The organism is Streptomyces sp. NPDC006368 (genome assembly GCF_040612535.1).
GTDB lineage: Bacteria > Actinomycetota > Actinomycetes > Streptomycetales > Streptomycetaceae > Streptomyces.
In genome coordinates this window covers 81,099-102,119 of record NZ_JBEXQK010000021.1, presented here as the reverse complement: position 1 = coordinate 102,119, position 21,021 = coordinate 81,099, and the positions used below count along the sequence as shown (strand labels likewise).

20 protein-coding genes and 1 pseudogene are annotated in these 21,021 nt (G+C 73.1%); 9 read left to right on the top strand and 12 right to left on the bottom strand.

Going from position 1 to position 21,021, the window contains the following annotated elements; all coding sequences use genetic code 11:
• The first annotated feature begins 30 nt into the window (after nt 1-30).
• From egtA to egtD, 4 genes are read left to right on the top strand one after another with little or no spacing between them, the layout of a single operon-like run.
• On the top strand, nt 31-1,326 hold the full coding sequence (gene egtA / locus ABZZ38_RS17920) for an ergothioneine biosynthesis glutamate--cysteine ligase EgtA (protein ID WP_356740641.1): 1,296 nt from the start codon (nt 31-33) through the stop codon (nt 1,324-1,326).
• Nucleotides 1,323-2,624, top strand: coding sequence for an ergothioneine biosynthesis protein EgtB (gene egtB, locus ABZZ38_RS17915; RefSeq protein WP_356740639.1), 1,302 nt, complete (start codon nt 1,323-1,325; stop codon nt 2,622-2,624). Before egtA ends, egtB begins: the two co-directional genes overlap by 4 nt.
• Entirely contained in the window at nt 2,624-3,379 is a 756-nt protein-coding gene (gene egtC, locus ABZZ38_RS17910) for an ergothioneine biosynthesis protein EgtC (RefSeq protein ID WP_356740637.1), read from the top strand. The genes egtB and egtC overlap by 1 nt, the downstream gene beginning before the upstream one ends.
• Nucleotides 3,376-4,341, top strand: coding sequence for an L-histidine N(alpha)-methyltransferase (gene egtD / locus ABZZ38_RS17905; protein ID WP_356740635.1), 966 nt, complete (start codon nt 3,376-3,378; stop codon nt 4,339-4,341). The genes egtC and egtD overlap by 4 nt, the downstream gene beginning before the upstream one ends.
• Here egtD and ABZZ38_RS17900 read toward each other — a convergent pair.
• From ABZZ38_RS17900 to ABZZ38_RS17885, 4 genes are all read right to left on the bottom strand, one after another.
• Complete coding sequence (locus tag ABZZ38_RS17900; RefSeq protein ID WP_356740633.1) at nt 4,236-5,162, bottom strand: lysophospholipid acyltransferase family protein; 927 nt, start codon at nt 5,160-5,162, stop codon at nt 4,236-4,238. The genes egtD and ABZZ38_RS17900 overlap by 106 nt on opposite strands.
• On the bottom strand, nt 5,162-6,055 hold the full coding sequence (locus ABZZ38_RS17895; RefSeq protein WP_356740631.1) for a GNAT family N-acyltransferase: 894 nt from the start codon (nt 6,053-6,055) through the stop codon (nt 5,162-5,164). Before ABZZ38_RS17895 ends, ABZZ38_RS17900 begins: the two co-directional genes overlap by 1 nt.
• Nucleotides 6,056-6,256: 201 nt before the next feature.
• A complete protein-coding gene (locus tag ABZZ38_RS17890) occupies nt 6,257-7,507 on the bottom strand; it encodes an extracellular solute-binding protein (protein ID WP_356740629.1) in 1,251 nt (416 codons plus the stop codon).
• 107 nt (nt 7,508-7,614) lie between these two features.
• Entirely contained in the window at nt 7,615-8,496 is an 882-nt protein-coding gene (locus ABZZ38_RS17885; protein ID WP_356740627.1) for an acyltransferase family protein, read from the bottom strand.
• Here ABZZ38_RS17885 and ABZZ38_RS17880 point away from each other — a divergent pair.
• The 3 genes and pseudogenes from ABZZ38_RS17880 to ABZZ38_RS17870 all read left to right on the top strand — a co-directional run.
• Nucleotides 8,393-8,668, top strand: a pseudogene (locus ABZZ38_RS17880) (iron ABC transporter permease); the annotation flags it as partial. The gene ABZZ38_RS17885 and the pseudogene ABZZ38_RS17880 sit on opposite strands and share 104 nt — an antisense overlap.
• The gene (locus ABZZ38_RS17875) at nt 8,665-9,705 is read left to right on the top strand and encodes an ABC transporter ATP-binding protein (protein ID WP_356740625.1); all 1,041 of its coding nucleotides are present in this window, start codon (nt 8,665-8,667) and stop codon (nt 9,703-9,705) included. The pseudogene ABZZ38_RS17880 and the gene ABZZ38_RS17875, both read left to right, overlap by 4 nt.
• Nucleotides 9,706-9,811: 106 nt before the next feature.
• Nucleotides 9,812-10,039, top strand: coding sequence for a dodecin (locus ABZZ38_RS17870; protein WP_356740623.1), 228 nt, complete (start codon nt 9,812-9,814; stop codon nt 10,037-10,039).
• A 17-nt stretch (nt 10,040-10,056) separates the two neighbouring features.
• Here the strand turns inward: ABZZ38_RS17870 and ABZZ38_RS17865 are convergent, their stop codons facing one another.
• A complete protein-coding gene (locus ABZZ38_RS17865; RefSeq protein ID WP_356740621.1) occupies nt 10,057-10,545 on the bottom strand; it encodes an HAD family acid phosphatase in 489 nt (162 codons plus the stop codon).
• A 47-nt stretch (nt 10,546-10,592) separates the two neighbouring features.
• On the opposite strand from ABZZ38_RS17865, the gene ABZZ38_RS17860 reads away from it, so the two are divergent.
• Nucleotides 10,593-11,732, top strand: a complete 1,140-nt coding sequence (locus ABZZ38_RS17860) for an MsnO8 family LLM class oxidoreductase (RefSeq protein WP_356740619.1) — start codon at nt 10,593-10,595, stop codon at nt 11,730-11,732.
• On the opposite strand, the gene ABZZ38_RS17855 is transcribed toward ABZZ38_RS17860, so the two are convergent.
• From ABZZ38_RS17855 to ABZZ38_RS17835, 5 genes are all read right to left on the bottom strand, one after another.
• Nucleotides 11,714-12,541, bottom strand: coding sequence for a tyrosinase family protein (locus ABZZ38_RS17855; protein ID WP_356740617.1), 828 nt, complete (start codon nt 12,539-12,541; stop codon nt 11,714-11,716). The two genes, ABZZ38_RS17860 and ABZZ38_RS17855, sit on opposite strands and share 19 nt — an antisense overlap.
• An 18-nt stretch (nt 12,542-12,559) precedes the next feature.
• A complete protein-coding gene (locus ABZZ38_RS17850) occupies nt 12,560-12,988 on the bottom strand; it encodes a tyrosinase cofactor (protein ID WP_356740615.1) in 429 nt (142 codons plus the stop codon).
• A 324-nt stretch (nt 12,989-13,312) separates the two neighbouring features.
• On the bottom strand, nt 13,313-14,059 hold the full coding sequence (locus ABZZ38_RS17845; protein WP_356740613.1) for a succinate dehydrogenase/fumarate reductase iron-sulfur subunit: 747 nt from the start codon (nt 14,057-14,059) through the stop codon (nt 13,313-13,315).
• Complete coding sequence (locus ABZZ38_RS17840) at nt 14,056-16,002, bottom strand: fumarate reductase/succinate dehydrogenase flavoprotein subunit (RefSeq protein WP_356740611.1); 1,947 nt, start codon at nt 16,000-16,002, stop codon at nt 14,056-14,058. The genes ABZZ38_RS17845 and ABZZ38_RS17840 overlap by 4 nt, the downstream gene beginning before the upstream one ends.
• A gap of 1 nt (nt 16,003) precedes the next feature.
• Complete coding sequence (locus ABZZ38_RS17835; RefSeq protein WP_356740609.1) at nt 16,004-16,708, bottom strand: succinate dehydrogenase cytochrome b subunit; 705 nt, start codon at nt 16,706-16,708, stop codon at nt 16,004-16,006.
• A gap of 96 nt (nt 16,709-16,804) precedes the next feature.
• On the opposite strand from ABZZ38_RS17835, the gene ABZZ38_RS17830 reads away from it, so the two are divergent.
• Nucleotides 16,805-17,686 carry a LysR substrate-binding domain-containing protein gene (locus tag ABZZ38_RS17830; RefSeq protein WP_356740607.1) on the top strand — a complete coding sequence of 294 codons (882 nt, stop codon included), beginning with the start codon at nt 16,805-16,807 and terminating at the stop codon, nt 17,684-17,686.
• A 90-nt stretch (nt 17,687-17,776) separates the two neighbouring features.
• On the opposite strand, the gene ABZZ38_RS17825 is transcribed toward ABZZ38_RS17830, so the two are convergent.
• Nucleotides 17,777-19,951: an EAL domain-containing protein gene (locus tag ABZZ38_RS17825; RefSeq protein WP_356740605.1), complete on the bottom strand. Its 2,175-nt coding sequence runs from the start codon at nt 19,949-19,951 to the stop codon at nt 17,777-17,779.
• Nucleotides 19,948-20,757, bottom strand: coding sequence for an SAM-dependent methyltransferase (locus ABZZ38_RS17820; protein ID WP_356740602.1), 810 nt, complete (start codon nt 20,755-20,757; stop codon nt 19,948-19,950). The genes ABZZ38_RS17825 and ABZZ38_RS17820 overlap by 4 nt, the downstream gene beginning before the upstream one ends.
• Nucleotides 20,758-21,021 lie beyond the last annotated feature (264 nt).

The following is a 21,021-nucleotide window of genomic DNA, read 5'->3' as shown; positions in this document are numbered from 1 at the left end:
AGGGGAAGCCTTCGACGCCAGGGAGCCATCATGCCACCGTGCGACTTTCCGGAGGGCGGCACGCCGCTCTCCGCGGACGAGGCCGAGGACCTGTTGCGGTGCATCTGTTTCAAGACGGGCCCGCCTCGCATCACCGGGGTCGAACTGGAATGGTTCGTCCATGAATTGCACGTCCCGCAACTCACCGTCTCCACCGACCGGTTGCGCACCGCGTTCACCACGCTGCGGTCCCTGCCGCTGAAGTCGGCGCTCACCTTCGAACCCGGCGGACAGCTGGAGCTCAGCTCGCCACCCGCCGCGTCCCTCACGGAGTGCCTCACCACCGTCTCGGCCGATCTGACGGCCGTGCGCACCGCGCTGCGCGCCATGGATCTCGCCCTCGCCGGTTACGGCATCGACCCGTGGCAGCCCCCGCGCCCGCGTCTGCTGCACGAGCCGCGGTACGACGCCATGGAGACCTACCTCGACCGCTCCGGCCCCGCCGGGCGTGCCATGATGCGCGACTCGGCAGCCCTCCAGATCTCCCTGGACGCCGGTTACGAGGAACCGGGCCCCCTCGGATTCGCACGGCGCTGGCGGCTCGCCCACGCGCTGGGCCCGGTCCTGATAGCCGCTTTCGCCAACTCCCCCAGCCTCCACGGCGTCCGGACCGGCCTGCGCTCCACACGGCAGCAGTTGTGGTCGGACCTCGACCCGGTACGGGTCCTGGCGCCGCCGCTCGCCGGGGATCCGCGCGCCGCGTGGGCCGCGCACGTGCTGGACACGCCGGTCATGTGCGTCCGGGGCGACGACGGGCCGTGGGCGGTCCCGGACGGGCTGACGTTCCGGGACTGGCTGCGCGGTGGCGGTCCCCGGCCCGCGACCCGCGCGGATCTCGACTACCACGTGTCCACCCTCTTCCCGCCCGTACGGCCGCGCGGCCATATCGAGCTGCGCATGATCGACGCCCAGCCCGGCGAGGACGGCTGGATCGTGCCGCTCGCCGTCACGGCCGCGCTGTTCGACGACCCGGAGGCCGCCGAGGCGGTGTACCGCGCCGTCGAGCCCCTCCTGGACGACACCGGGCCCATGGCCCCGCCGCGCGCCCCGCTGTGGACGGCCGCCGCCCGGGACGGGCTGACCCATCCGGCGCTCCACGCCGCCGCCGTCACCTGCTTCGAGCTCGCCCTGGAGGCGCTGCCCCGCGTCGGCGCCGACACCTCCGTGCGGGACGCGGTGGCCGCCTTCCACGACCGCTGTGTCGTACCGGGCCGATGTCCGGCCGACGACCACCTCACCTGCGTACCAGGAGCGTCCGGGACCTCCGGGAAGGACGTCCGTACATGACCGACCCCGACACGCTCCGGCGACGGGCGCTCGACGCGCTGACCACCGCCAGGGCGCGCACCGCGCTGCTCACCGACTGCGTCGACGACGGCGAACTGACCGCCCAGCACTCTCCGTTGATGTCCCCGCTGGTGTGGGACCTGGCCCACATCTCCAACCAGGAGGAGCAGTGGCTGTGGCGTGCCGTCGACGGCCGTGAGGCGCTGCGCCCCGAGATCGACTCCGTCTACGACGCCTTCGAACACCCGAGGGCGACCCGCCCCTCGCTGCCGCTGCTTGCGCCGTCGGAGGCCCGCGCGTACGCGTCGGACGTACGCGGCCGGGTCCTCGACGTCCTCGACCGCACCCCACTGGAGGGTCGGCCGCTGGTCGACGCGGCGTTCGTCTTCGGGATGGTCGCCCAGCACGAGCAGCAGCACGACGAGACGATGCTCATCACCCACCAGCTGCGCCGGGGTCCCGCCGCGCTGCAGGCCCCCGAGCCGCCACCGGCCACCGATACGGACGGGTTCCCGGCCGAAGTGCGGGTCCCCGGCGGGCCGTTCACCATGGGCACCTCGGCCGAGCCCTGGGCGCTGGACAACGAACGCCCGGCCCACACGCGCGTGGTACCGGATTTCCTCATCGACACGGCGCCCGTCACCAACGGCGCCTACCTCCACTTCATCGCCGACGGCGGCTACCACGACGAGCGCTGGTGGGCCCCCGAGGGCTGGGCGCAGATCCGCGCGCACGACATCGGGGCGCCGCTGTTCTGGCGCCGCGAGGGCGGGCAGTGGCTGCGGCGGCGCTTCGGGGTCGTGGAACCGGTGCCCGAGGACGAACCGGTGCTGCACGTCAGCTGGTACGAGGCCGACGCGTACGCCCGGTGGGCGGGGCGTCGGCTGCCGTCCGAGGAGGAGTGGGAGAAGGCCGCGCGCCACGACCCGGCCACGGGCCGCTCCCGGCGCTACCCCTGGGGCGACGAGGACCCGACGCCCGAGCACGCCAACCTCGGCCAGCGGCACCTGCGCCCCGCGGCGGCGGGAGGCTACCCGGCGGGGCGGTCACCGCTGGGGGTGGGGCAGTTGATCGGCGACGTGTGGGAGTGGACGTCCAGCGACTTCCTCCCCTACCCCGGTTTCGTCGCCTTCCCGTACCGGGAGTACTCCGAGGTCTTCTTCGGCCCGGCGCACAAGGTACTGCGGGGCGGCTCGTTCGCCGTCGACCCGGTGGCGTGCCGGGGTACGTTCCGCAACTGGGACCTGCCGGTGCGCCGCCAGATCTTCTCCGGGTTCCGCACCGCGAGGGACGCCTGATGTGCCGTCACCTGGCCTATTTGGGCCCGGCCGTGCCGTTCGGGGACGTGCTGGTGGAGCCCGCGCACGGCCTGTACCGGCAATCCTGGGAGCCGCGCCGGCAGAGCTCCGGTGTGGTGAACGCCGACGGTTTCGGGGTCGGCTGGTACGCGGACGGGGACCCCGTGCCCGCCCGCTACCGGCGCGCCGGACCCATCTGGGCCGACCTATCGTTCGCGGACCTGGCCCGGGTGGTTCGTACGGGGGCCCTGCTGGCCGCCGTGCGGGACGCCACGCTGGCCGGCGCCGACGCGGAGGCCGCCGCCGCGCCGTACGCCGCCGGACCCTGGCTGTTCAGCCACAACGGCGCGGTGCGGGGGTGGCCCGGTTCCCTCACGCCGCTCGCCCGGCGGCTGCCGGGCGAGGAGCTGTTGTCGCTGGAGGCCCGCAACGACTCCGCACTCGTGTGGGCGCTGGTCCTGCACCGCCTCCGGGACGGCGACGAACCGGGCGAGGCGCTGGCCGACACCGTGTACGAGGTGGCCGCGGCGGCCTCCGGGTCGCGGCTGAACCTGCTGCTCACCGACGGCGTGACGATCGCCGCCACCGCCTGGGGCGACACCCTCTGGTACCTGACCGGGCCCGGCCGCCGCACGGTCGTGGCGTCGGAGCCGTACGACGACGATCCCCGCTGGCGCGAGGTGCCCGACCGCACCCTGCTCACCGCCGGCCGTACCGACGTGTCCCTCACCCCGCTCAAGGAGCCCCCCGCGTGAGCCCGTTCCTGTTGACCCGCACCCTGCCCGAGGACGCCGTCGAGGCCGATCTGCGCGCCGACGTCCTGCACGGGCTGACCCGCACGCCCAAGGAGCTCCCGCCGAAATGGTTCTACGACGCGCGGGGCAGTGAACTGTTCGAGGAGATCACCCGCCTGCCCGAGTACTACCCGACCCGCGCCGAGCGGGAGATCCTGATCGCCCGGGCATCGGAGATAGCCGCGGCGACCGGGGCCCGCACCCTGGTGGAGCTCGGATCGGGCTCCTCGGAGAAGACCCGCCATCTGATCGACGCGTTGCTGCCGGGGCTGGAGAACTATGTGCCGGTGGACGTCAGCGAGAGCGCGCTGCGCGGCGCCGCCGAGGCGCTGAACGCCGAGCGGCCCGGGCTGATGGTGCACGCCCTGGTCGCCGACTTCACCCGGGGCCTCGCGCTGCCGGGCACGCCGGGGCCCCGGCTCGTCGCCTTCCTGGGCGGCACGATCGGCAACCTCCTGCCGGAGGAGCGGAGGCTGTTCCTGCGCTCCGCGCGGTCGCTGCTGTCGCCCGGTGACGCGCTCCTGCTCGGCACCGACCTGGTGAAGGAGGAGCGGACGCTGATCGCGGCGTACGACGACGCGGCCGGCGTGACGGCGGAGTTCAACAAGAACGTCCTGTCCGTGCTCGCCCGGGAGCTCGGTGCGGACGTGGACCCCGGCGACTTCGACCACGTGGCGGTGTGGGACCGGGACAACGAGTGGATCGAGATGCGGCTGCGGGCGCGGGAGGCGCTGACCGTGAAGATCCGGGAGCTGGATCTGGCGGTGTCGTTCGCGGCCGGTGAGGAGCTGCGTACGGAGGTGTCGGCGAAGTTCCGTCAGGAGGGGGTGCGCGCGGAACTGGCGAGCTGCGGGCTGGAGTTGGCCCGCTGGTGGACGGACGGGGAAGGGCGGTTCGCGCTGTCGCTGGCGACAGCGGTGTGAAGTCCGGCGGTGGTGTGCAGGGCGGCCGTGTGCGGGACCCTCGGGCGGCCGGTCCCGGTGACGGCCGCCTCGGCGGCCCGCGCCAGGGAACGGCGGTCGGTGTGGCGGCCGGCGGGAACCGGGTCCAGGATCCGGATCTCCGCGGTCAGCCGGCCGGCCGTCACCACCCGCCACAGCGAGGCGGCCAGCGGGTCCTCGCCGACGAACGCCGCCGGCCCTGCCGGGTCGTAGCCGATGCGCACGGGCTGTACGCCGGTGCCCGCGTCCAGCGCGGCCTGGAAGGCCGCCGGGCGGAACCGCCCCTGGGCACGGCCGCACCAGGTCGAGCCCTCCGGGAAGACGACCACGCGCGAGCCGCCGCTCAGCGCCCGTGCGAGCTCCCGGACCGTGCCGGGCAGGGCGCGCAGCCGGTCGCGGTCGAGGAAGAGGGTGCCGCCGCGGGCGGCGAGCGCGCCGAGCACCGGCCACCGCCGCACCTCGCTCTTGGCGAGCATACGTCCGGGCAGGACAGCGGCGACGAGCGGTATGTCCAGCCACGAGATGTGGTTGGCGACCACCAGGTGCGGGCCGCCCCGGGGCGTACCGACGATCCGCAGCCGTACGCCGAAGGCGCGGATCACCGCCCGGCACCACAGCCGCGTGAGGAGTCGGCGGGCGGCCGGGCCGAGCGGCACGGTCAGCGGCGAGAGCAGCACCCCGGCGAGCACGGCCAGGATCCCGGCCACCAGCCGCACGACGGCCCGGGGACGGGAGGCCGCCCTTCCCGGTGTGCGGGCGCAGTGGCGCGGCGTGCAGGGCGCGGCGGGCAGCCAGGCGTTCATCACGCCGGGGCGAGGGAGAGGAAGTGCCGCAGGTAGCGGGGGTTGGCGCGGCGCAGGGACAGCAGGACGTAGAGGTCGGCGACGCCGAAGTCGACGTCGTGGGCGGGTGCCCCGCAGACCCAGGCGCCCAGGCGGAGGTAGCCGCGCAGCAGCGGCGGGAGCTCGTTGCGGGCGGCGGGGCGGGTGGTGGTGTCGGCTGACCAGAGCTTGTGCGGCGTGACCCAGTACTCCTCGGGTGCCAGGTGCCGGGCCTTGACCGTGTCCCAGGTGGCGGCGGCCAGGCCGCCGCCGTCGGCGAGCGGGACGGAGCAGCAGCCGGCGAGCCAGGTGTGACCGGTGCGGGTCATGTAGCGGGCGATGCCGGCCCAGACGAGGGAGATGACGGCGCCGTTGCGGTGGGCGGGGTGGACGCAGGAGCGGCCGACCTCGACGAGGTCGTCGCGGATGGGCGCGAGCCGGGTCAGGTCGAACTCGCTCTCGGAGTAGAGCCGTCCGGCGACACGGGCGCGGTCGGGCGGCAGCAGCCGGTAGGTGCCGACGACCTCGCCGGTGGCCTCCTCCCGCACCAGGAGGTGGTCGCAGTACGCGTCGAACGCGTCGCTGTCCAGACCGGGTTCGGGCCCGTCGATCCGGGCGCCCAGCTCACCGGCGAACACCTGGTGGCGCAGCCGCTGGGCGGCCCGCACCTCGTCCTGTTCGCGGGCGAGCGAGACGACGTACCGGAGCGGGGGTCCGTCCGCCGCCAGGCCGTCACCGGCCTCGTACGCGGGCGCCGGGCCGGTACCGGAGCCGGCGCCGGAGTCGGAGCCGACACCGACGGCGGGGGCCGGTACGGGGCCGGGGAGCGGGCCGGGGAGCGGGCCGGGCGTGAGGGTGGCGGGGGATGCGGGCATGGCGGTCTCCTGGGCCGGACGGAAGGGCGGACGGAACCGGGCGGGCCGTCGCTACGGAGGCCCGCCCCCTACTTCTTCCGTGACCGGCTGGATTCGACATGACCGCCCGGCGGAGCGCGGATGTGCGCCTGCTGAATGACGCGTACCGCGCCCCGCACGGGTGGCCGCCCCCGGCCCTCCGGGAACCCCTCGTGCGCAGGCTCAGCCGTTCGCGAGGAGGCTGGTGATCCTGGCCGACGCCGTCTCGGCCGCCCGCTCGGCGTCCTCGCCCTCCAGCACGGCCGTCATGTAGGGCTTGATGGGGTTGGCCTCCTCGACGGCCGCCCACTGGGGCGAGTTGGGGGTGGCCCGGCCCCGCGCCGCGCCCGCGGCCATGGCGGCGGTGGCTTCCCGGTTTCTGACCACGGACGCCAGGGACGGCTTGTTGGGCACGTAGTTCATGGTGCGGGCGAGGTCGGTCTGCCACTTCTCGCCCGCCAGGGCCTTGACGACCTCGATGGCCGAGTCCCGCTGCCTGGCCTTCTCGGGGATGATGAGGTCGGAGCCGCCCGTGAAGACGGCGCACGGCTTGTCGGCGGTCCTGCCGGGGATCGGGAAGAAGCCGAGCTTGCCCTTGAGCGCGGGGTTGCGTTTCTGGATGGCCGTGGCGGCGCTCGGCGGCGCGATGATCTGGGCGACGTCGCCCTTGGCGAAGACGTCGGCCTGCGGGGGCGTCTGCTCGTCCGCGTCCTTGGGGCCCGGGCCGAGTGCCTGGAGCCGCTTGTAGAACTCCATGCCCCGCAGTGCGGCGGGGGTGTGCAGCGCGCCGGTCCACGCGCCGCCCTCGTCGACCGCGAGATCGCCGCCCTCGTCCCAGATGAACCCGGCGAGGGTGTACCAGTCCTGGCCGGAGAGGTAGAGGCCGTGCGTGCCGTCGCCGTTGAGCTTCTCGGTGTCCTCGATCCACTGGGCGCGGGTCTTCGGCGGCTGCGTGATGCCCGCCCGCGCGAAGAGGTCCTTGCGGTGGATGACGACGCGGTTGGCGGCGTACCAGGGGATGCCGTACTGGGAGCCCCTGACGTTTCCGGGGTCCTTGAGGCCGGGCAGCCAGTCCTCGTGGCCGAGGTCCCGGACGGACTCCAGCGTCAGGTCGTACAGCAGCCCGGTCTCGGCGTACTGCGCGACCTGGGTGTTGCCGACCTCGATGACGTCGGGCGCCTCGTCGCTGCCCAGCGCGGCCGTGACCTTCCTGCCGATGCCGGTCCAGTCCTGGAAGGTGATCTCCAGGTCGACGGAGTGCTCCTTCTCGTACGCGTCGGTGAACCGCTTCAGGAAGTCGTCCGAGACGCTGTCCCGCATCAACCAGATCCGCACCGTGCGGGTGCCCGCCTCGTCGTCGGGCAGGAGGCCGCAGCCGGCGGAGGTCAGGGACACGAGCAGGGCGACGGCGCAGCTGAGGATGCGCTTCTTCACGTAGGTCACCTTTTGCGTATGCGGAGAGCGGACCCGACGTGGGGGGAAGCGAAAGGGAGTTCGCCACGGGCGTGATGGCTGGATTTTGGTATGGACCAAGGGGCGGGTCAAGCCCTTCGGCGCCGCACGGCGCGCAGCGCACGGGTGACGCGGGTGGCCAGGGCCGCGTACGCGATACCGGCGGCGAGGGACGCGCCGAGGGCCACCCAGCCCGAGAGGTGGTCGATACGCGGGAAGACCTGCCAGTGGACCACGTAGATGTGGAGCGAGCTGCCCGCCAGCACGCCCGCCGCGCGGTTGACGGACCGCAGACTCGGCAGGCTCGGCACCCACACGAGCAGGGCGAACCCCGCCACGATCAGGGCTTCGCGCGCCGGCTCGCCGTCGAAGAAGCCCGGGACGGTGGCGAGGGCGGCGGCCGTGACGAGCAGTCGCTGACGTACCGTGCCCGCCTTCGCCGCCGCCCAGCCCAGCGCGAACAGCCAGGGCACCACGACCGCCGACGGCAGGTGGATCCGGTCGCGCAGGCCCAACACGTCATAGCGCGTGAGGAGCCCCAGCGCCATGAGCGCCATCGGCAGGCCGAACGGGTGGCGCCGCTCCAGCCGGTCCACGGCCGGGAGGGTGAGCAGCGCGCCGACGACGAGCAGGGTGAAGAGGAGGACCTCGATGAACCAGAAGGGCGGAACGTGGTCGGGGCGCGGCGGGAGGAAGCTCTCGAAGAGGAAGAGGGTGGGGAGCCCGTAGTCGTCGGTGAGGAGCAGCATCAGAGCCGTCCAGGCCATGGTGGGCACGGCGATGCGCAGCACGCTGCGCCGGACGTGGCGGACGCGGTCCCGCCGCCCGGCCGAGGTGAGGTGGAAGCGGGCTGCTCGTGGCGCTGTACGTGCCCTGGGGCGCACGCCGCTGGGCGTGCTGCGGGAGGTGACCGTGCCGCTGGCCGCCCCCGGTGTCGCGGCCGGGGCGGCCCTCACGTTCGTGGTGTGCATGAAGGAGCTGCCCGCCACGCTGCTGCTGCGGCCCACCGGCATGGACACCCTCGCGACCCGGCTGTGGACGGAGACGGGCGCGGGGTCGTTCGCCGCCGCGGCGCCCTACGCGGCGGCCCTCATCCTGCTCGCCGCCGTCCCCTCCTACCTCCTCGGAAGGCACCGCGCATGACCGACGACCTGAGGATCGAGGGCCTGGTCAAGGCGTACGGGCCGGAGGGCGCCGTGCTGCAGGGCCTGGACCTGACCGTGCCGGGCGGCGCCCTGGCCGCCGTGCTCGGCCCTTCGGGCTGCGGCAAGACAACCCTGCTGCGGGTCGTCGCCGGTTTCCTGGCGGCGGACGCGGGCACGGTGGCGGTCGGCGGCCGGGTGCTGAGCGGACCGGGCACGCGGGTGCCGCCGGAGCGCCGCCGGATCGGGATCGTTCCACAGGAGGGCGCGCTCTTCCCGCACCTGAGTGTCGCGCGCAACGTCGCCTTCGGGCTGACCGGTCTCGACCGGGGCGCACGAGCCCGCCGCACCGAGGAGATGCTGGACCTCGTCGGCCTCGGCGGCTACGGGGGCCGGATGCCGCACGAGCTGTCCGGCGGCCAGCAGCAGCGCGTCGCCCTGGCCCGCGCGCTGGCTCCCGAGCCGCAGCTGGTGCTGCTGGACGAGCCGTTCAACGCGCTCGACAGCGCCCTGCGCGCGGGGGTCCGCGCCGATGTGCGGGCCGCGCTGCGCGCCACGGGCGCCACGGCCGTCCTCGTCACGCACGACCAGCAGGAGGCGCTGTCCACGGCGGACCTGGTCGCGGTCGTACGGGACGGGCGGGTCGCGCAGTGCGGTACGCCGCAGGAGGTGTACCGCCGCCCGGCCGACCCGTGGGTGGCCGGTTTCGTCGGGGACGCCGTGGTCGTGCCCGGCACCGTCGAGGGCGGCACGGCCGCGACGGCCCTCGGTCCGGTCCCGGTCACGGGCCCCACGCCGGCCTGTGAGGGGATGGTGCTGCTGCGCCCGGAGCAGCTGCGGCTCACCGCGGAGCCGGCGCAGGCCCCCGCGCGGGGCACGGTCGTCGACGTCCGCTTCCACGGCCACGACGCCATGGTCACCGTCGACGTCGCGGGGCTCGACGGCCCGGTGGAGGTGCGCGCGGCCGGACCGGTCACGGTGCGGCCCGGTGACGCGGTCGGCATCCGGGTCACCGGCGAGGCGAGCGTGCACCCGTGAGCGGTGGTCCGGTCGGCCGACGCCTCGCGGACCCCGTCGGCGTGCGGCACGGTGGAAGGGAGGCACCCATGACGGTGCTGACCACCGGGTGAACGAGGAGACCCCCATGTCGCACCACACCTACCGCGTCACCGAAATCGTCGGCACCTCGCACGAGGGGGTGGACGACGCCCTGCGCAACGGCATCGCGCGGGCGTCGGAGACGCTGCGCAACCTCGACTGGTTCGAGGTGACGCAGGTCAGGGGGAACATCGAGAACGGCCGGATCGCCCACTACCAGGTCGGCATCAAGGTCGGCTTCCGGCTGGAGGAGGCGTCGGAGCACGGCGCCTGACCGGTGACCCGCGGGGGTCAGGTACGGCCCTCCTTCTCCTGGGCGACGCGCAGCTCCGGCGAGCTGTCGGCCCAGCGGGCCCGTACGACCCGGAACCCCGCCCGTTCGGCCTCGTCGCACACCAGCTCGTCGTCGTCGACGAGCACGCGGATCTCCCTCTTCCGTGCCAGCCGCCGCAGCGTGTCCAGCTTGGTGCGCAGCGCCGGCCGCCGGTCATCGTCGCGCCGCATGTGGAGGCGGCCGTCGGGCAGCCCCTGCGCGGCCAGCCAGGCCACGGTGTCCTCGCGGCACCGCTCGGGCCGGCCGGTCAGGTAGACCACCTCGCAGTCGGTGGCCGCCTCCCGGCACAGCGCGACGCCTTCGGCCAGCGGCGGGTCCTGTGGCGCGGCGGCGAAGAAGGCGTCCCAGTCGCGCGGTCGGCGCTCCAGGAAGCGCTGCCGGTGGCGGGCGTCGGAGAGCGTGTTGTCGAGGTCGAAAACGGCCAGGGGCCTGCTGTTTCCTGTCACGGGCCCAGCGTAGGGAATCCCGCCGCGGCACAGACGTTGTAAGGGGCGTGAGTTCTTCGATCGCCTCCGCCCGCTTCTCCGTCCTGGACCGTTCCCGCACCCGCGAGGGGCAGGACGCCCCCGGGGCGCTGCGCGGCACGGTGGACTTCGCCCGGGAGGTGGAGGCGCTCGGCTACCACCGGTTCTGGGTGTCCGAGCACCACGGCGTGCCGGGGGTGGCCGGCTCCGCCCCGACCGTGCTGGCGGCGGCCGTGGCCGCGGCGACGCGCACCATCCGGGTCGGCACGGGCGGGGTGATGCTGCCCAACCACCAACCCTTGGTGGTGGCGGAGCAGTTCGGGGTGCTGGAGTCCCTCTTCCCGGGCCGGATCGACATGGGGCTGGGCCGTTCGGTGGCCTTCACGGACGGGATACGGCGTGCGCTGGGCCGGGACAAAAAGGACGCCGACGACTTCGCGGGGCAGCTGGACGAGCTGCTGGGGTACTTCCGGGGGCCCGGTGACGGCCCCCCGGAAGGGCGCGGGACGGGCGCGCCGTCGGCCCGCGCCCGGGTACGTGCCCTTCCGGCCGAGGGCCTGCGGGTGGAGCCGTACGTGCTGGCCACCGGGGAGGGCGCGGACATCGCCGCCGCCGCGGGGCTGCCGCTGGTGATAGGCGACCTGAAGGGGCGGGCGAAGGTGCTCGCCGCGATCGAGCGGTACCGTTCCGCCTTCCGCCCGTCGGTGTGGGCCGAGGAGCCGTACGTCGTCGTGGCGGGGACGGTGGCGGTCGCCGCGAGCGAGGAGGAGGCGGCGCGGCTGCTGGCGCCGGAGGCGTGGTCCCTGGCGTACTCCCGTACCCGGGGCGTCTTCCCGCCGCTCGTGCCGCCGGAGCGGATCGCGGACGTGGCGATGACCGGCAAGCAGCGGGAGTTGTACGAGGCGGGGCTGCGCGGGCACGTCCACGGGACGGAGGAGCAGGTGCGGGTCGCGCTGGAGGAGGTCCTCGCCGAGACGGCCGCCGACGAGATCCTGGTGACGACCAGTACGTACGACCGGGGCGCGCTGCTGGACTCGTACCGTCGCCTCGCCCGGGTCGCGGGCCTGGCCGGGGCGGACGCCCGGTCCCCGGTCGCGGGCCTGGCCGGGGCGGATGCTCCGCGTCCGTACAGGCCCGCCGGCGCCGCGCGTCAGGCCGCCGTGTCGTAGGTGTAGTGGCGGGTGTGGTCGAGCATGTCGGCCGGGGTCACGTCGTTCCACGGGCGCATGGTGTCGCGCAGGTCCACGACGTTCGGGGTGCCCGCGGCCGGGAGGTAGCCGGAGCGGGGGTGCAGGGCCTGCCAGTCGGCCCACAGCTTGTCGATGAAGGCGTGGTGGAGCCAGAACACCGGGTCGTTCGGGGACGCGCCGGTGCCCATGTGGCCGCCGACCCACACATGGACGCGGTTGTGCAGGTTGACGCCGCGCCAGCCCTCCAGGTGGTTGCGGAAGCCGTCGGAGGAGCTGTTCCAGGGCGCCATGTCGTAGGTCTCCATGGCGAGGACGGAGTCCACCTCGGCGCGGGTGGGCAGTTGGCGGCCGTTGGCGCCGAGCGCGCGGCGCAGGTAGTCGCGGCCGTCGACACGGACGCTGATGGGCCAGCGGCCCCCGGATGCGGCGAACGGCCCGTCCATGACCCGCCCGTCGCGGCTGCGGCCGGTGCCGCCGAGGAAGTCGGGCGCCCACAGGGAGGAGCCCGGCGTGCGGTCCACCGTCCAGTCCCAGTACGGCAGGGTGACGGACGCGTCGACGGACTGGAGGGCCTGCTCGAACTGGAGCAGGAACCTGCGGTGCCAGGGCAGGAAGGACGGTGAGCGGTGGCCGACGCGGTCACCGCTGTCCGTGTCGCTCATGATGAAGTCGTTGTGGGTGGAGACGAAGGTGTCGTACCGGCCGCTGCGCTTGAGCTCAAGCAGCGCGTCGATGAAGCGCTTCTTCTCGTCGGCGGTCAGGCGGGCCTGGTTCTTGCGTACGGTCATGGTGCCGGGGCTCCTGGGTCAGGACGAGGTGAGCGGGACGAGCGGGGCGCCCTGCAGGTCGCGGACTGCGGCGCGGGCCACGGCGTGGGGCGTGGCGAGCGGCTCGTAGTGGTTGATCACGCTGATCCAGGTCGCGTCGGCGTTCTGCATGACGTGCAGTTCCTCGCCGTCGATACGTACGGAGTAGCCGCCGCCGTGGTGTCCCCCGTGGTGGCCGCCGGTCGGTGCGGGGCCGCCCTGGATGCGGCGGCCCAGGAATATCTCGTCGAAGGGCGCCGGGCCCGCCCCGTGGGCCCCCCGGGCGACGGGGCCGGGCGTCGCGGTGCCCGCCGTGGCGGTGCGGGGAGCGGGTACGCCGGGAGCGGCGGTCGCGTGGCCGGCGACGGCGAGGCCGATCGCGGTGCCGGTCGTGACGCTCAGCGCCTGCCGACGGGTGATTCTGGACATGGATCTCCCCCAGAGAGTGCGATGGTCGGGTGTGCCGGGGGTCGGTCATGTGCCCCCGGCATGCCTCATACCTACGCGGCAGCCGTGACCAGCGGAAATCTCCGGGGAGGGGTTGGCCGCGATACGGACATGTCCCCATTCGTTGTGCAGGGTTGAACCAAGTGGATCTTGCTGTCCGCCCTCGCGGAGACGCCCCGGGACGGAATTCTTGCGGAGAATGTGACGGCTCCGAGGGGAATATTCTGTTCCGGGGCGGCGAGCGTGGTCGGGGTCACGCCCCGAAGCTGTCCGGAAACAGCCGCCCGCACTCAGCAGTGGAGCGGTTCAGCGGCGCGCCTTCCGGGTGGCGCGGAGCCACTCCTTGTTCATCGCGGCGATGGACGGCAGCGGGATCCCCTTGGGGCAGGCCGTCGCGCACTCGCCGGTCAGCGTGCAGCCGCCGAAGCCCTCCTCGTCCATGACCCGGACCATGTCGAGGACGCGGGTCTCCCGCTCGGGCGCGCCCTGCGGCAGCACGTTGAGGTGGTTGACCTTCGCCGAGGTGAAGAGCATCGCGGAGCCGTTGGGGCACGCCGCGACGCACGCGCCGCAGCCGATGCACTCGGCGTGCTCGAAGGCGTGGTCGGCGTCGGCCTTGGGCACCGGGGTGGCGTGTGCCTCCGGCGCCGAGCCCGTCGGGACGCTGATGTAGCCGCCGGCCTGGATGATCCGGTCGAAGGCGGACCGGTCCACCACCAGGTCCTTGACCACCGGGAAGGCGGCGGCCCGCCATGGCTCGATGTCGATGGTGTCGCCGTCCTGGAACGACCTCATGTGCAGTTGGCAGGTGGTGGTGCGCTCGGGGCCGTGGGCGTCGCCGTTGATGACCAGGCTGCACGCGCCGCAGATGCCCTCGCGGCAGTCGTGGTCGAAGGCGACCGGCTCCTCGCCGCGCAGGATGAGTTCCTCGTTGAGGGTGTCGAGCATCTCCAGGAACGACATGTCGGCGGAGATGTCGTCGACCTCGTAGGTGGACATGGCGCCGGGGGCGTCGGCGTTCTTCTGGCGCCAGACGCGCAGGGTGAGCCTCATGCGTAGCTCCGCTGGGTGGGGTGGACGTACTCGAAGACGAGGTCTTCCTTGTGCAGGACGGGGGCGGCACCGGTGCCGCTGAACTCCCAGGCGGCGGCGTACGAGAACTCCTCGTCCTTGCGGGCCGCCTCACCGTCCGGTGTCCGGGACTCCTCGCGGAAGTGACCGCCGCAGGACTCGGTGCGGTGCAGCGCGTCGAGGCACATGAGCTCGGCGAGCTCCAGGTAGTCGACGACGCGGTTGGCCTTCTCCAGCGACTGGTTGAGCTCCTCACCGGTGCCCGGGACCTTGACGCGGCGCCAGAACTCCTCGCGGATCCGGGGGATCCGCTCCAGCGCCTTGCGCAGGCCCTCGTCGGAGCGGGCCATGCCGCAGAACTCCCACATCACCTCGCCCAGTTCACGGTGGAACGAGTCGGGGGTGCGGTCGCCGTCGACGGCCAGCAGCCGGGCCAGCCGGTCCTCGGTCTCGGTGACCACCTCCCGTACCACCGGATGGTCCGGGGTGACCTTCTCCGTGAGCGGGTTGCGGGCGAGGTAGTCGTTGATGGTGGACGGCAGGACGAAGTACCCGTCGGCCAGGCCCTGCATCAGCGCGGAGGCGCCGAGCCGGTTGGCGCCGTGGTCGGAGAAGTTGGCCTCGCCGATGGCGAACAGGCCGGGGACGGTGGTCCTGAGGTCGTAGTCGACCCACAGGCCGCCCATCGTGTAGTGCACGGCGGGGTAGATCCGCATCGGCACCTCGTACGGGTTCTCCGCGGTGATCCGCTCGTACATGTCGAAGAGGTTGCCGTACTTCTCCTCGACCTTCGCCCGGCCCATACGGCGGATGGCGTCGGCGAAGTCCAGGTACACGCCCTGGCCGCCGGGGCCGACGCCGCGGCCCTCGTCGCAGACGTTCTTGGCGGCGCGGGAGGCGATGTCACGCGGGACGAGGTTGCCGAAGGACGGGTAGATCCGCTCCAGGTAGTAGTCGCGCTCCTCCTCGGGGATGTCGTTCGGCGGCCGCCGGTCGCCGCGCGCCCTGGGCACCCAGATGCGGCCGTCGTTGCGCAGCGACTCGCTCATCAGGGTCAGCTTGGACTGGTGGTCGCCGGTGCGCGGGATGCAGGTGGGGTGGATCTGGGTGAAGCAGGGGTTGGCGAAGTAGGCGCCGCGCCGGTGGGCCCGCCAGATGGCGGTGGCGTTGGAGTTCATGGCGTTCGTCGACAGGTGGAAGACGTTGCCGTAGCCGCCGGACGCCAGCACCACCGCGTCCGCGAAGTGCGTGGTGATCCCGCCGGTGATCAGGTCGCGGGCGACGATGCCGCGCGCCCGCCCGTCGATCACGATCAGGTCCAGCATCTCGGTGCGCGGGTACAGCTCGACGTTGCCCGCCGCGACCTGCCGGGACAGTGCCTGGTAGGCGCCGAGCAGCAGTTGCTGACCCGTCTGGCCACGTGCGTAGAAGGTGCGGGAGACCTGGACGCCACCGAAGGAGCGGGTGTCGAGCAGGCCGCCGTACTCACGGGCGAAGGGCACGCCCTGGGCGACGCACTGGTCGATGATCTCCACCGATATCTGGGCGAGGCGGTGGACGTTGGACTCGCGGGCGCGGAAGTCGCCGCCCTTGACCGTGTCGTAGAAGAGGCGGTGCACGGAGTCGCCGTCGTTGCGGTAGTTCTTGGCGGCGTTGATGCCGCCCTGCGCGGCGATGGAGTGGGCCCGGCGCGGTGAGTCCTGGTAGCAGAACTGCACGACGTGGTAGCCCTGTTCGGCCAGCGTCGCGCCGGCGGAGCCGCCCGCGAGGCCGGTGCCGACGACGATGATCGTGTGCTTGCGGCGGTTGGCCGGGTTGACCAGCCCGGCTTCGAAGCGGCGCTTGTCCCACCGTTCGGCGATGGGGCCGGTGGGCGCCGCCCCGTCGGTGATCGGCGCGCCGATCTCGTAGTCGAGGTAGCTCATGTCAGCTCACCACTCCGGTCATGACGGCGACGGGTACGGAGATGAAGCCCGCGGTCAGCACCAGCGCGAGGATGTCGGCGAGGGCCTTCAGCGCGCGGTCGCGGGAGGCGTTGCCCACGCCGAGGGTCTGGGCGGCGGACCAGAAGCCGTGCCGGATGTGCAGCCCGACGGCGAGCATCGCGACGATGTAGATGACGTTGCCGTACCAGGTGGAGAAGGTCGCGACGACGTTCTCGTACGGATGGCCCGGCTGGGCGTTCGGGTTCACGGTGAGCGTCGTCAGGTCGAGGATGTGCCAGACGATGAACAGCGCCACGATCACCCCGCCCCAGCGCATGGTGCGGGTCGCGTAGCTCGCGCGGCGCCGCTTGTGGACGTAGGCGGTGGGGCGGGCCCTGATGTCGCGCCTGCTGAGCTGGTACGCGGAGACGCCGTGGGCGATGACCGCCGTGAGCAGCACCACGCGGGCGATCCACAGGCCCCACTCGTGGTGCAGGACGGGCTCGCCCATGGTGCGCAGCCAGTGGCCGTACGCGTTGAACTCGCCGGGGCCGAAGAAGACCTTCAGGTTGCCCATCACGTGGGCGACGAGGTAACCGATCATGATCAGGCCGCTGACGGCCATCACCGTCTTCTTGCCGACGGTGGATCCCCAGAACGTGCGCGTGAGGGACGGTTGTCGATCCGTCCGCGTTGCCAGAGCCATGGCACAGACGCTAGGCGCGGTGGTGGCCAGAGGTCCAAGACATGGTTCCGCTGATCTCCATAGGGCCGGGCTATGGTCGCCACCTATCGTGGACGTATGCAGTTCCAGCAGCTGGTCTACTTCGTGGCGGTGGCCGAGACCCGGCACTTCACCCATGCCGCCGAGCGGGTCCATGTCTCGCAGCCGTCGCTGTCACAGCAGATCAGGGCCCTGGAGAAGGAGCTGGGCGCGGAGCTGTTCAGCCGGGCGCGCGGCAACATCGCGCTCACCGACGCGGGCGAGGCGCTGCTGCCGCTGGCCCGCCGCATCCTCGCGGACGCCGACACCGCGCGCCACGAGGTACAGGAACTGGCCCAGCTGCGGCGCGGGCGGGTGCGGCTGGGGGCGACGCCCAGCCTGTGCACCGGGCTGCTGCCCGACGTCCTGCGGGCCTTCCACGATCTGCACCCGGGCGTCCAGCTGCTGATCGAGGAGAGCGGCTCCCACGACCTGGTACGCGAGCTGGCGCGCGGCGGGCTCGACCTGGCCCTGGTGGTGCTGCCCCTGCCGACCCCCTCGCCCGCGCTCACCACGGTGGAGCTGCTCCGGGAGGACCTGGTGGTGGTGTCTTCGGCCGCGGCCCCGGCGCCGCGCCGTCCGGTACGGATCGCCGATCTGCGCGACCAGCCGCTGGTGATGTTCCGGCACGGCTACGACCTGCGGGAGCTGACCGTCGCGGCGTGCCGGGCGGAGGGCTTCGAGCCGTCGTTCACGGTGGAGGGCGGGGAGATGGACGCGGTGCTCGGGTTCGTACGGGCGGGGCTGGGCGTGGCCGTCGTGCCGAGCATGGTGGCGGCCAGGGCGGGCCGGGACCTGCGGGTCACCGCCCTGGCCCGCCCCGGGCTGCGCCGCACGATCGCGCTGGCGCACCGCAGCGACGTGGCGCCGCCGCGGGCCGCGCGGGAGCTTCAGCGGTTGCTGCTGGCACGCCGCGGGTGACCCTGGGGGGTGCGGGGCGCGGGGGCCGCGCCTTTGTGGCCGGGGCCCTCCCCCCGGCGCTTCGTACCGGGGGGAGAGTGTCCGCGGGTCTCACACCGCGTCGGCCAGGAGCAGCGAGTGGATCCGGTCCGGGGCGCCCGGGCGGGCGTAGTACCACCCCTGGGCCGTGTCGCAGCCCAGTTCCCGCAGCTGCTCGGCCTGCGCGCCCGTTTCGACGCCCTCCACTGTCACCGCCAGCTCCAGGCTGTGCGCCAGTGACACGATCCCCTCGACGATCTTCAGGTCGACCGGGTCGGCGGGGTGCTGCTGCATGCCCTGGGTGAAGGAGCGGTCCAGCTTCAGCACGCTCACGGGCAGCCGGCGCAGGTTGGCGAGGTTGGAGTAGCCGGTGCCGAAGTCGTCCAGGGCGATGTTCACGCCCATCTCGGCGAGCTGCCGCAGCGGCTTGAGCAGATCCGCGTCGGCGCCGATCAGCGCGGACTCGGTGACCTCCAGGCAGAGCGCGCCCGGCTCCAGCCCGGAGCGGTCCAGGACGTCGACGATGTCGGTGACCAGGCCGGGGTGGTGCAGCTGGGTCGGCGACAGGTTGACGTTGATCCGCAGGGGCCCGCCGTCGGAGTGGCGTCGGCTCCAGAACCGGGCCTGGCGGACGGCCTCCTGGAGCACCCAGCGCCCGAGCGGCACGATCAGCCCGGTGTGTTCGGCGAGCGGGATGAACCGGTCGGGGCCGAGGACCCCGTGCTGCGGGTGGCACCAGCGCACCAGGGCCTCCGCGCCGTGCACGCTGCCGTCGCCGAGGTGGACCAGCGGCTGGTACTCGATGAAGAACTCCTCGCGCTCCAGGGCCGCCGGCAGCGCGGTGGTCAGGCCGTGCCGCGTGATGGCCCGGGCGTCGGCCTCGGGGTCGGCCCGCTCGAAGCGGTTGCCGCCCGCCGACTTGGCGCGGTACATGGTGATGTCGGCGCTGCGCAGCACGTCCGCCGAGCCGCGTTCCCCCGCCGGCCCCTCGACGATGCCGACGCTGCCGCGCACGGTCAGTTCGCGGCCGTCCAGCCGGATGGGCGTGGCCAGGGCCGCGAGGATGCGGTGGGCGAGCTCGTCGGCCGTGCGCTCGGTGTCCGTGCCGGTGGTCAGCGCCACGAACTCGTCGCCGCCGAGCCGGGCCACCATCTCACCGGGCCGGGTCGCGACGGACTGCAGCCGGTCGGCGACCTCGACGAGCAGCCGGTCGCCGGCGGCGTGGCCGAGGCTGTCGTTGATGGCCTTGAAGCCGTCGAGGTCGAGGTAGCAGAGCGCGAAGCGGGCGCCGTCGCCCGCGGAGAGCGCCTTGTCGAGCCGTTCGAAGAAGAGCGTGCGGTTGGGCAGTCCCGTGAGCGCGTCGTGGGTCGCCTCGTACCGCAGCCGCAGATTGAGCAGCCTGCGCTCGGTGGTGTCCTCCATCAGCGCCAGCTGGTACTGCGGGTTGCCGTCGGCGTCCCGCAGCAGGGAGACCGTCAGGTTGGTCCACAGGACGGTGCCGTCACCCCGGTAGAAGGGCTTCTCGACCTGGAAGTGCTCGCGCTCGCCGCGCACCAGCTCCCCGTACATCCTCCAGACGTGTGGCGCGTCCTCGGGATGCACCCACTCGCTCACCCTGCGGCCGCGGACGTGCCGTTCCAGCCCGCCGAACATGCGCGTGAGGGCGCCGTTGACCTCCAGGACGTTGCCGTCGAGGTCGGCGATGCCGATACCGATGGCGGCGCCCTCGAAGACGGCCCGGAACCGCGCCTCGGTGGCGTGCAGCGCCTGTTCGGCGAAGTTGCGCGCGGAGAGCGCCGAGCGGGCGATGGCCTCCTGCTCGGCGCGGGTGCGTTCACGAAGGGCCTGGGCGAAGCCGGCCGCCAGCGCGTGCTGCAACCGCGAGCAGCGGGCCCGGAGCTCGTCGGCCGGCAGGGCCGGGCCGGTGTCACCGCAGTAGAGCACCAGGTAGGAGTCGACTACGCCGAGGGTACGGCTGAGCGCGTCCGGTTCGGTGCAGTGCGCGGCGACCAGGGCGGCCCCGACACGGTGCGCGGGCGCGGTGTCGAACGGCCGGGCGTACAGCGCGCCGCTCAACTCCCGTGCCAGCGGCAGCAGATGTCCCTCGAATTCGGAGCGGGTCAACGACGTGGCGGTGACCGGGAAGATGGCCCGGCTCCAGATCGTCGCGAACCGCCGGAGTCTGTCCTCGAGGCCGTCCGGCTCGTCGCCCGACCCGGCCCCGGACTCCCGCACCGGCACGCTCACGCCTTGCGCCCCACCCCTGCGAAGCCCGAGAAGGCGTATGGATCCTCCTGGTCGAGGGGGCCCTCGGGGCGCCACTCGGGCATCTGCACGAGGCCCGGTTCGACCAGCTCGAACCCGTCGAAGAACCGCGCGACCTCCTGGCGCCCGCGCATGACCAGCGGGTTGCGGATGTCCCGGTAGACGCCCACCGCGCCCCCGGCCCGCTCCTGGGGCAGTGGGATGCCCTCGTACGAGGCGTGCGTGAGGATCAGCAGGCTGCCGGGGGCGAGGGCGTCACGCAGTTCGGCGACGGCCCGCCCGGGTTCGTCGGCATCCTCCAGGAAGTGCAGGACGGCGACCAGCAGCAGCGCCACGGGCCGCTCCAGGTCGAGGAGTCCGACCTCCGGGGCGGCGAGGATGTCCCGTGGCTTGCGCAGGTCGGCGGCGAGGACGTCCGCGTCGTCGTTGCCCTCCAGAACCGCCTTGCTGTGGGCGACGGCGACCGGGTCGTGGTCGACGTAGACCACGCGGGCACCGGGACTGGCGCCCTGGGCCTCCTCGTGGACGCTGCCGAAGGTGGGGATGCCGGAGCCTATGTCGAGGAACTGGGTGATGCCCTCGCTGACGGCGTATCGTACGGCGCGGCGCATGAACGCCCGGTTCGCCTGCATGATTTTCGGCAGGCCCGGCATGAACTCCATCGCCCTGCGCGCCGCTTCCCGGTCCACCTCGAAGTTGTGCGAGCCGCCCAGGTAGTAGTCGTAGATGCGGGACACGCTCGGGACCGAAATATCGATACCCGGCGGGGCCCAGGCGGGACGCTCCATCGATGTCTCCAACAAGTCGCCACGGGAATACGACCATGTTCATGGCCGGTGTTCGAGCCGAGGCTACTGATCGCCCGCCGGGAGGGCGAGAGGAAACGGAAAATAGCGGTCCGTTCTTGGTCACACGCCGTTGGCACGTGCGACCGCCCGCCGGGCACGCGGGGGGCGTGTCCGGCGGGCAGCGGGGGCCCGGCAGGTGGGAGCCGGGCACCCGGTCGGAGCCGCGTGGGGACGTGATGCGGACGCTCCGACCGGCTGAGGGGG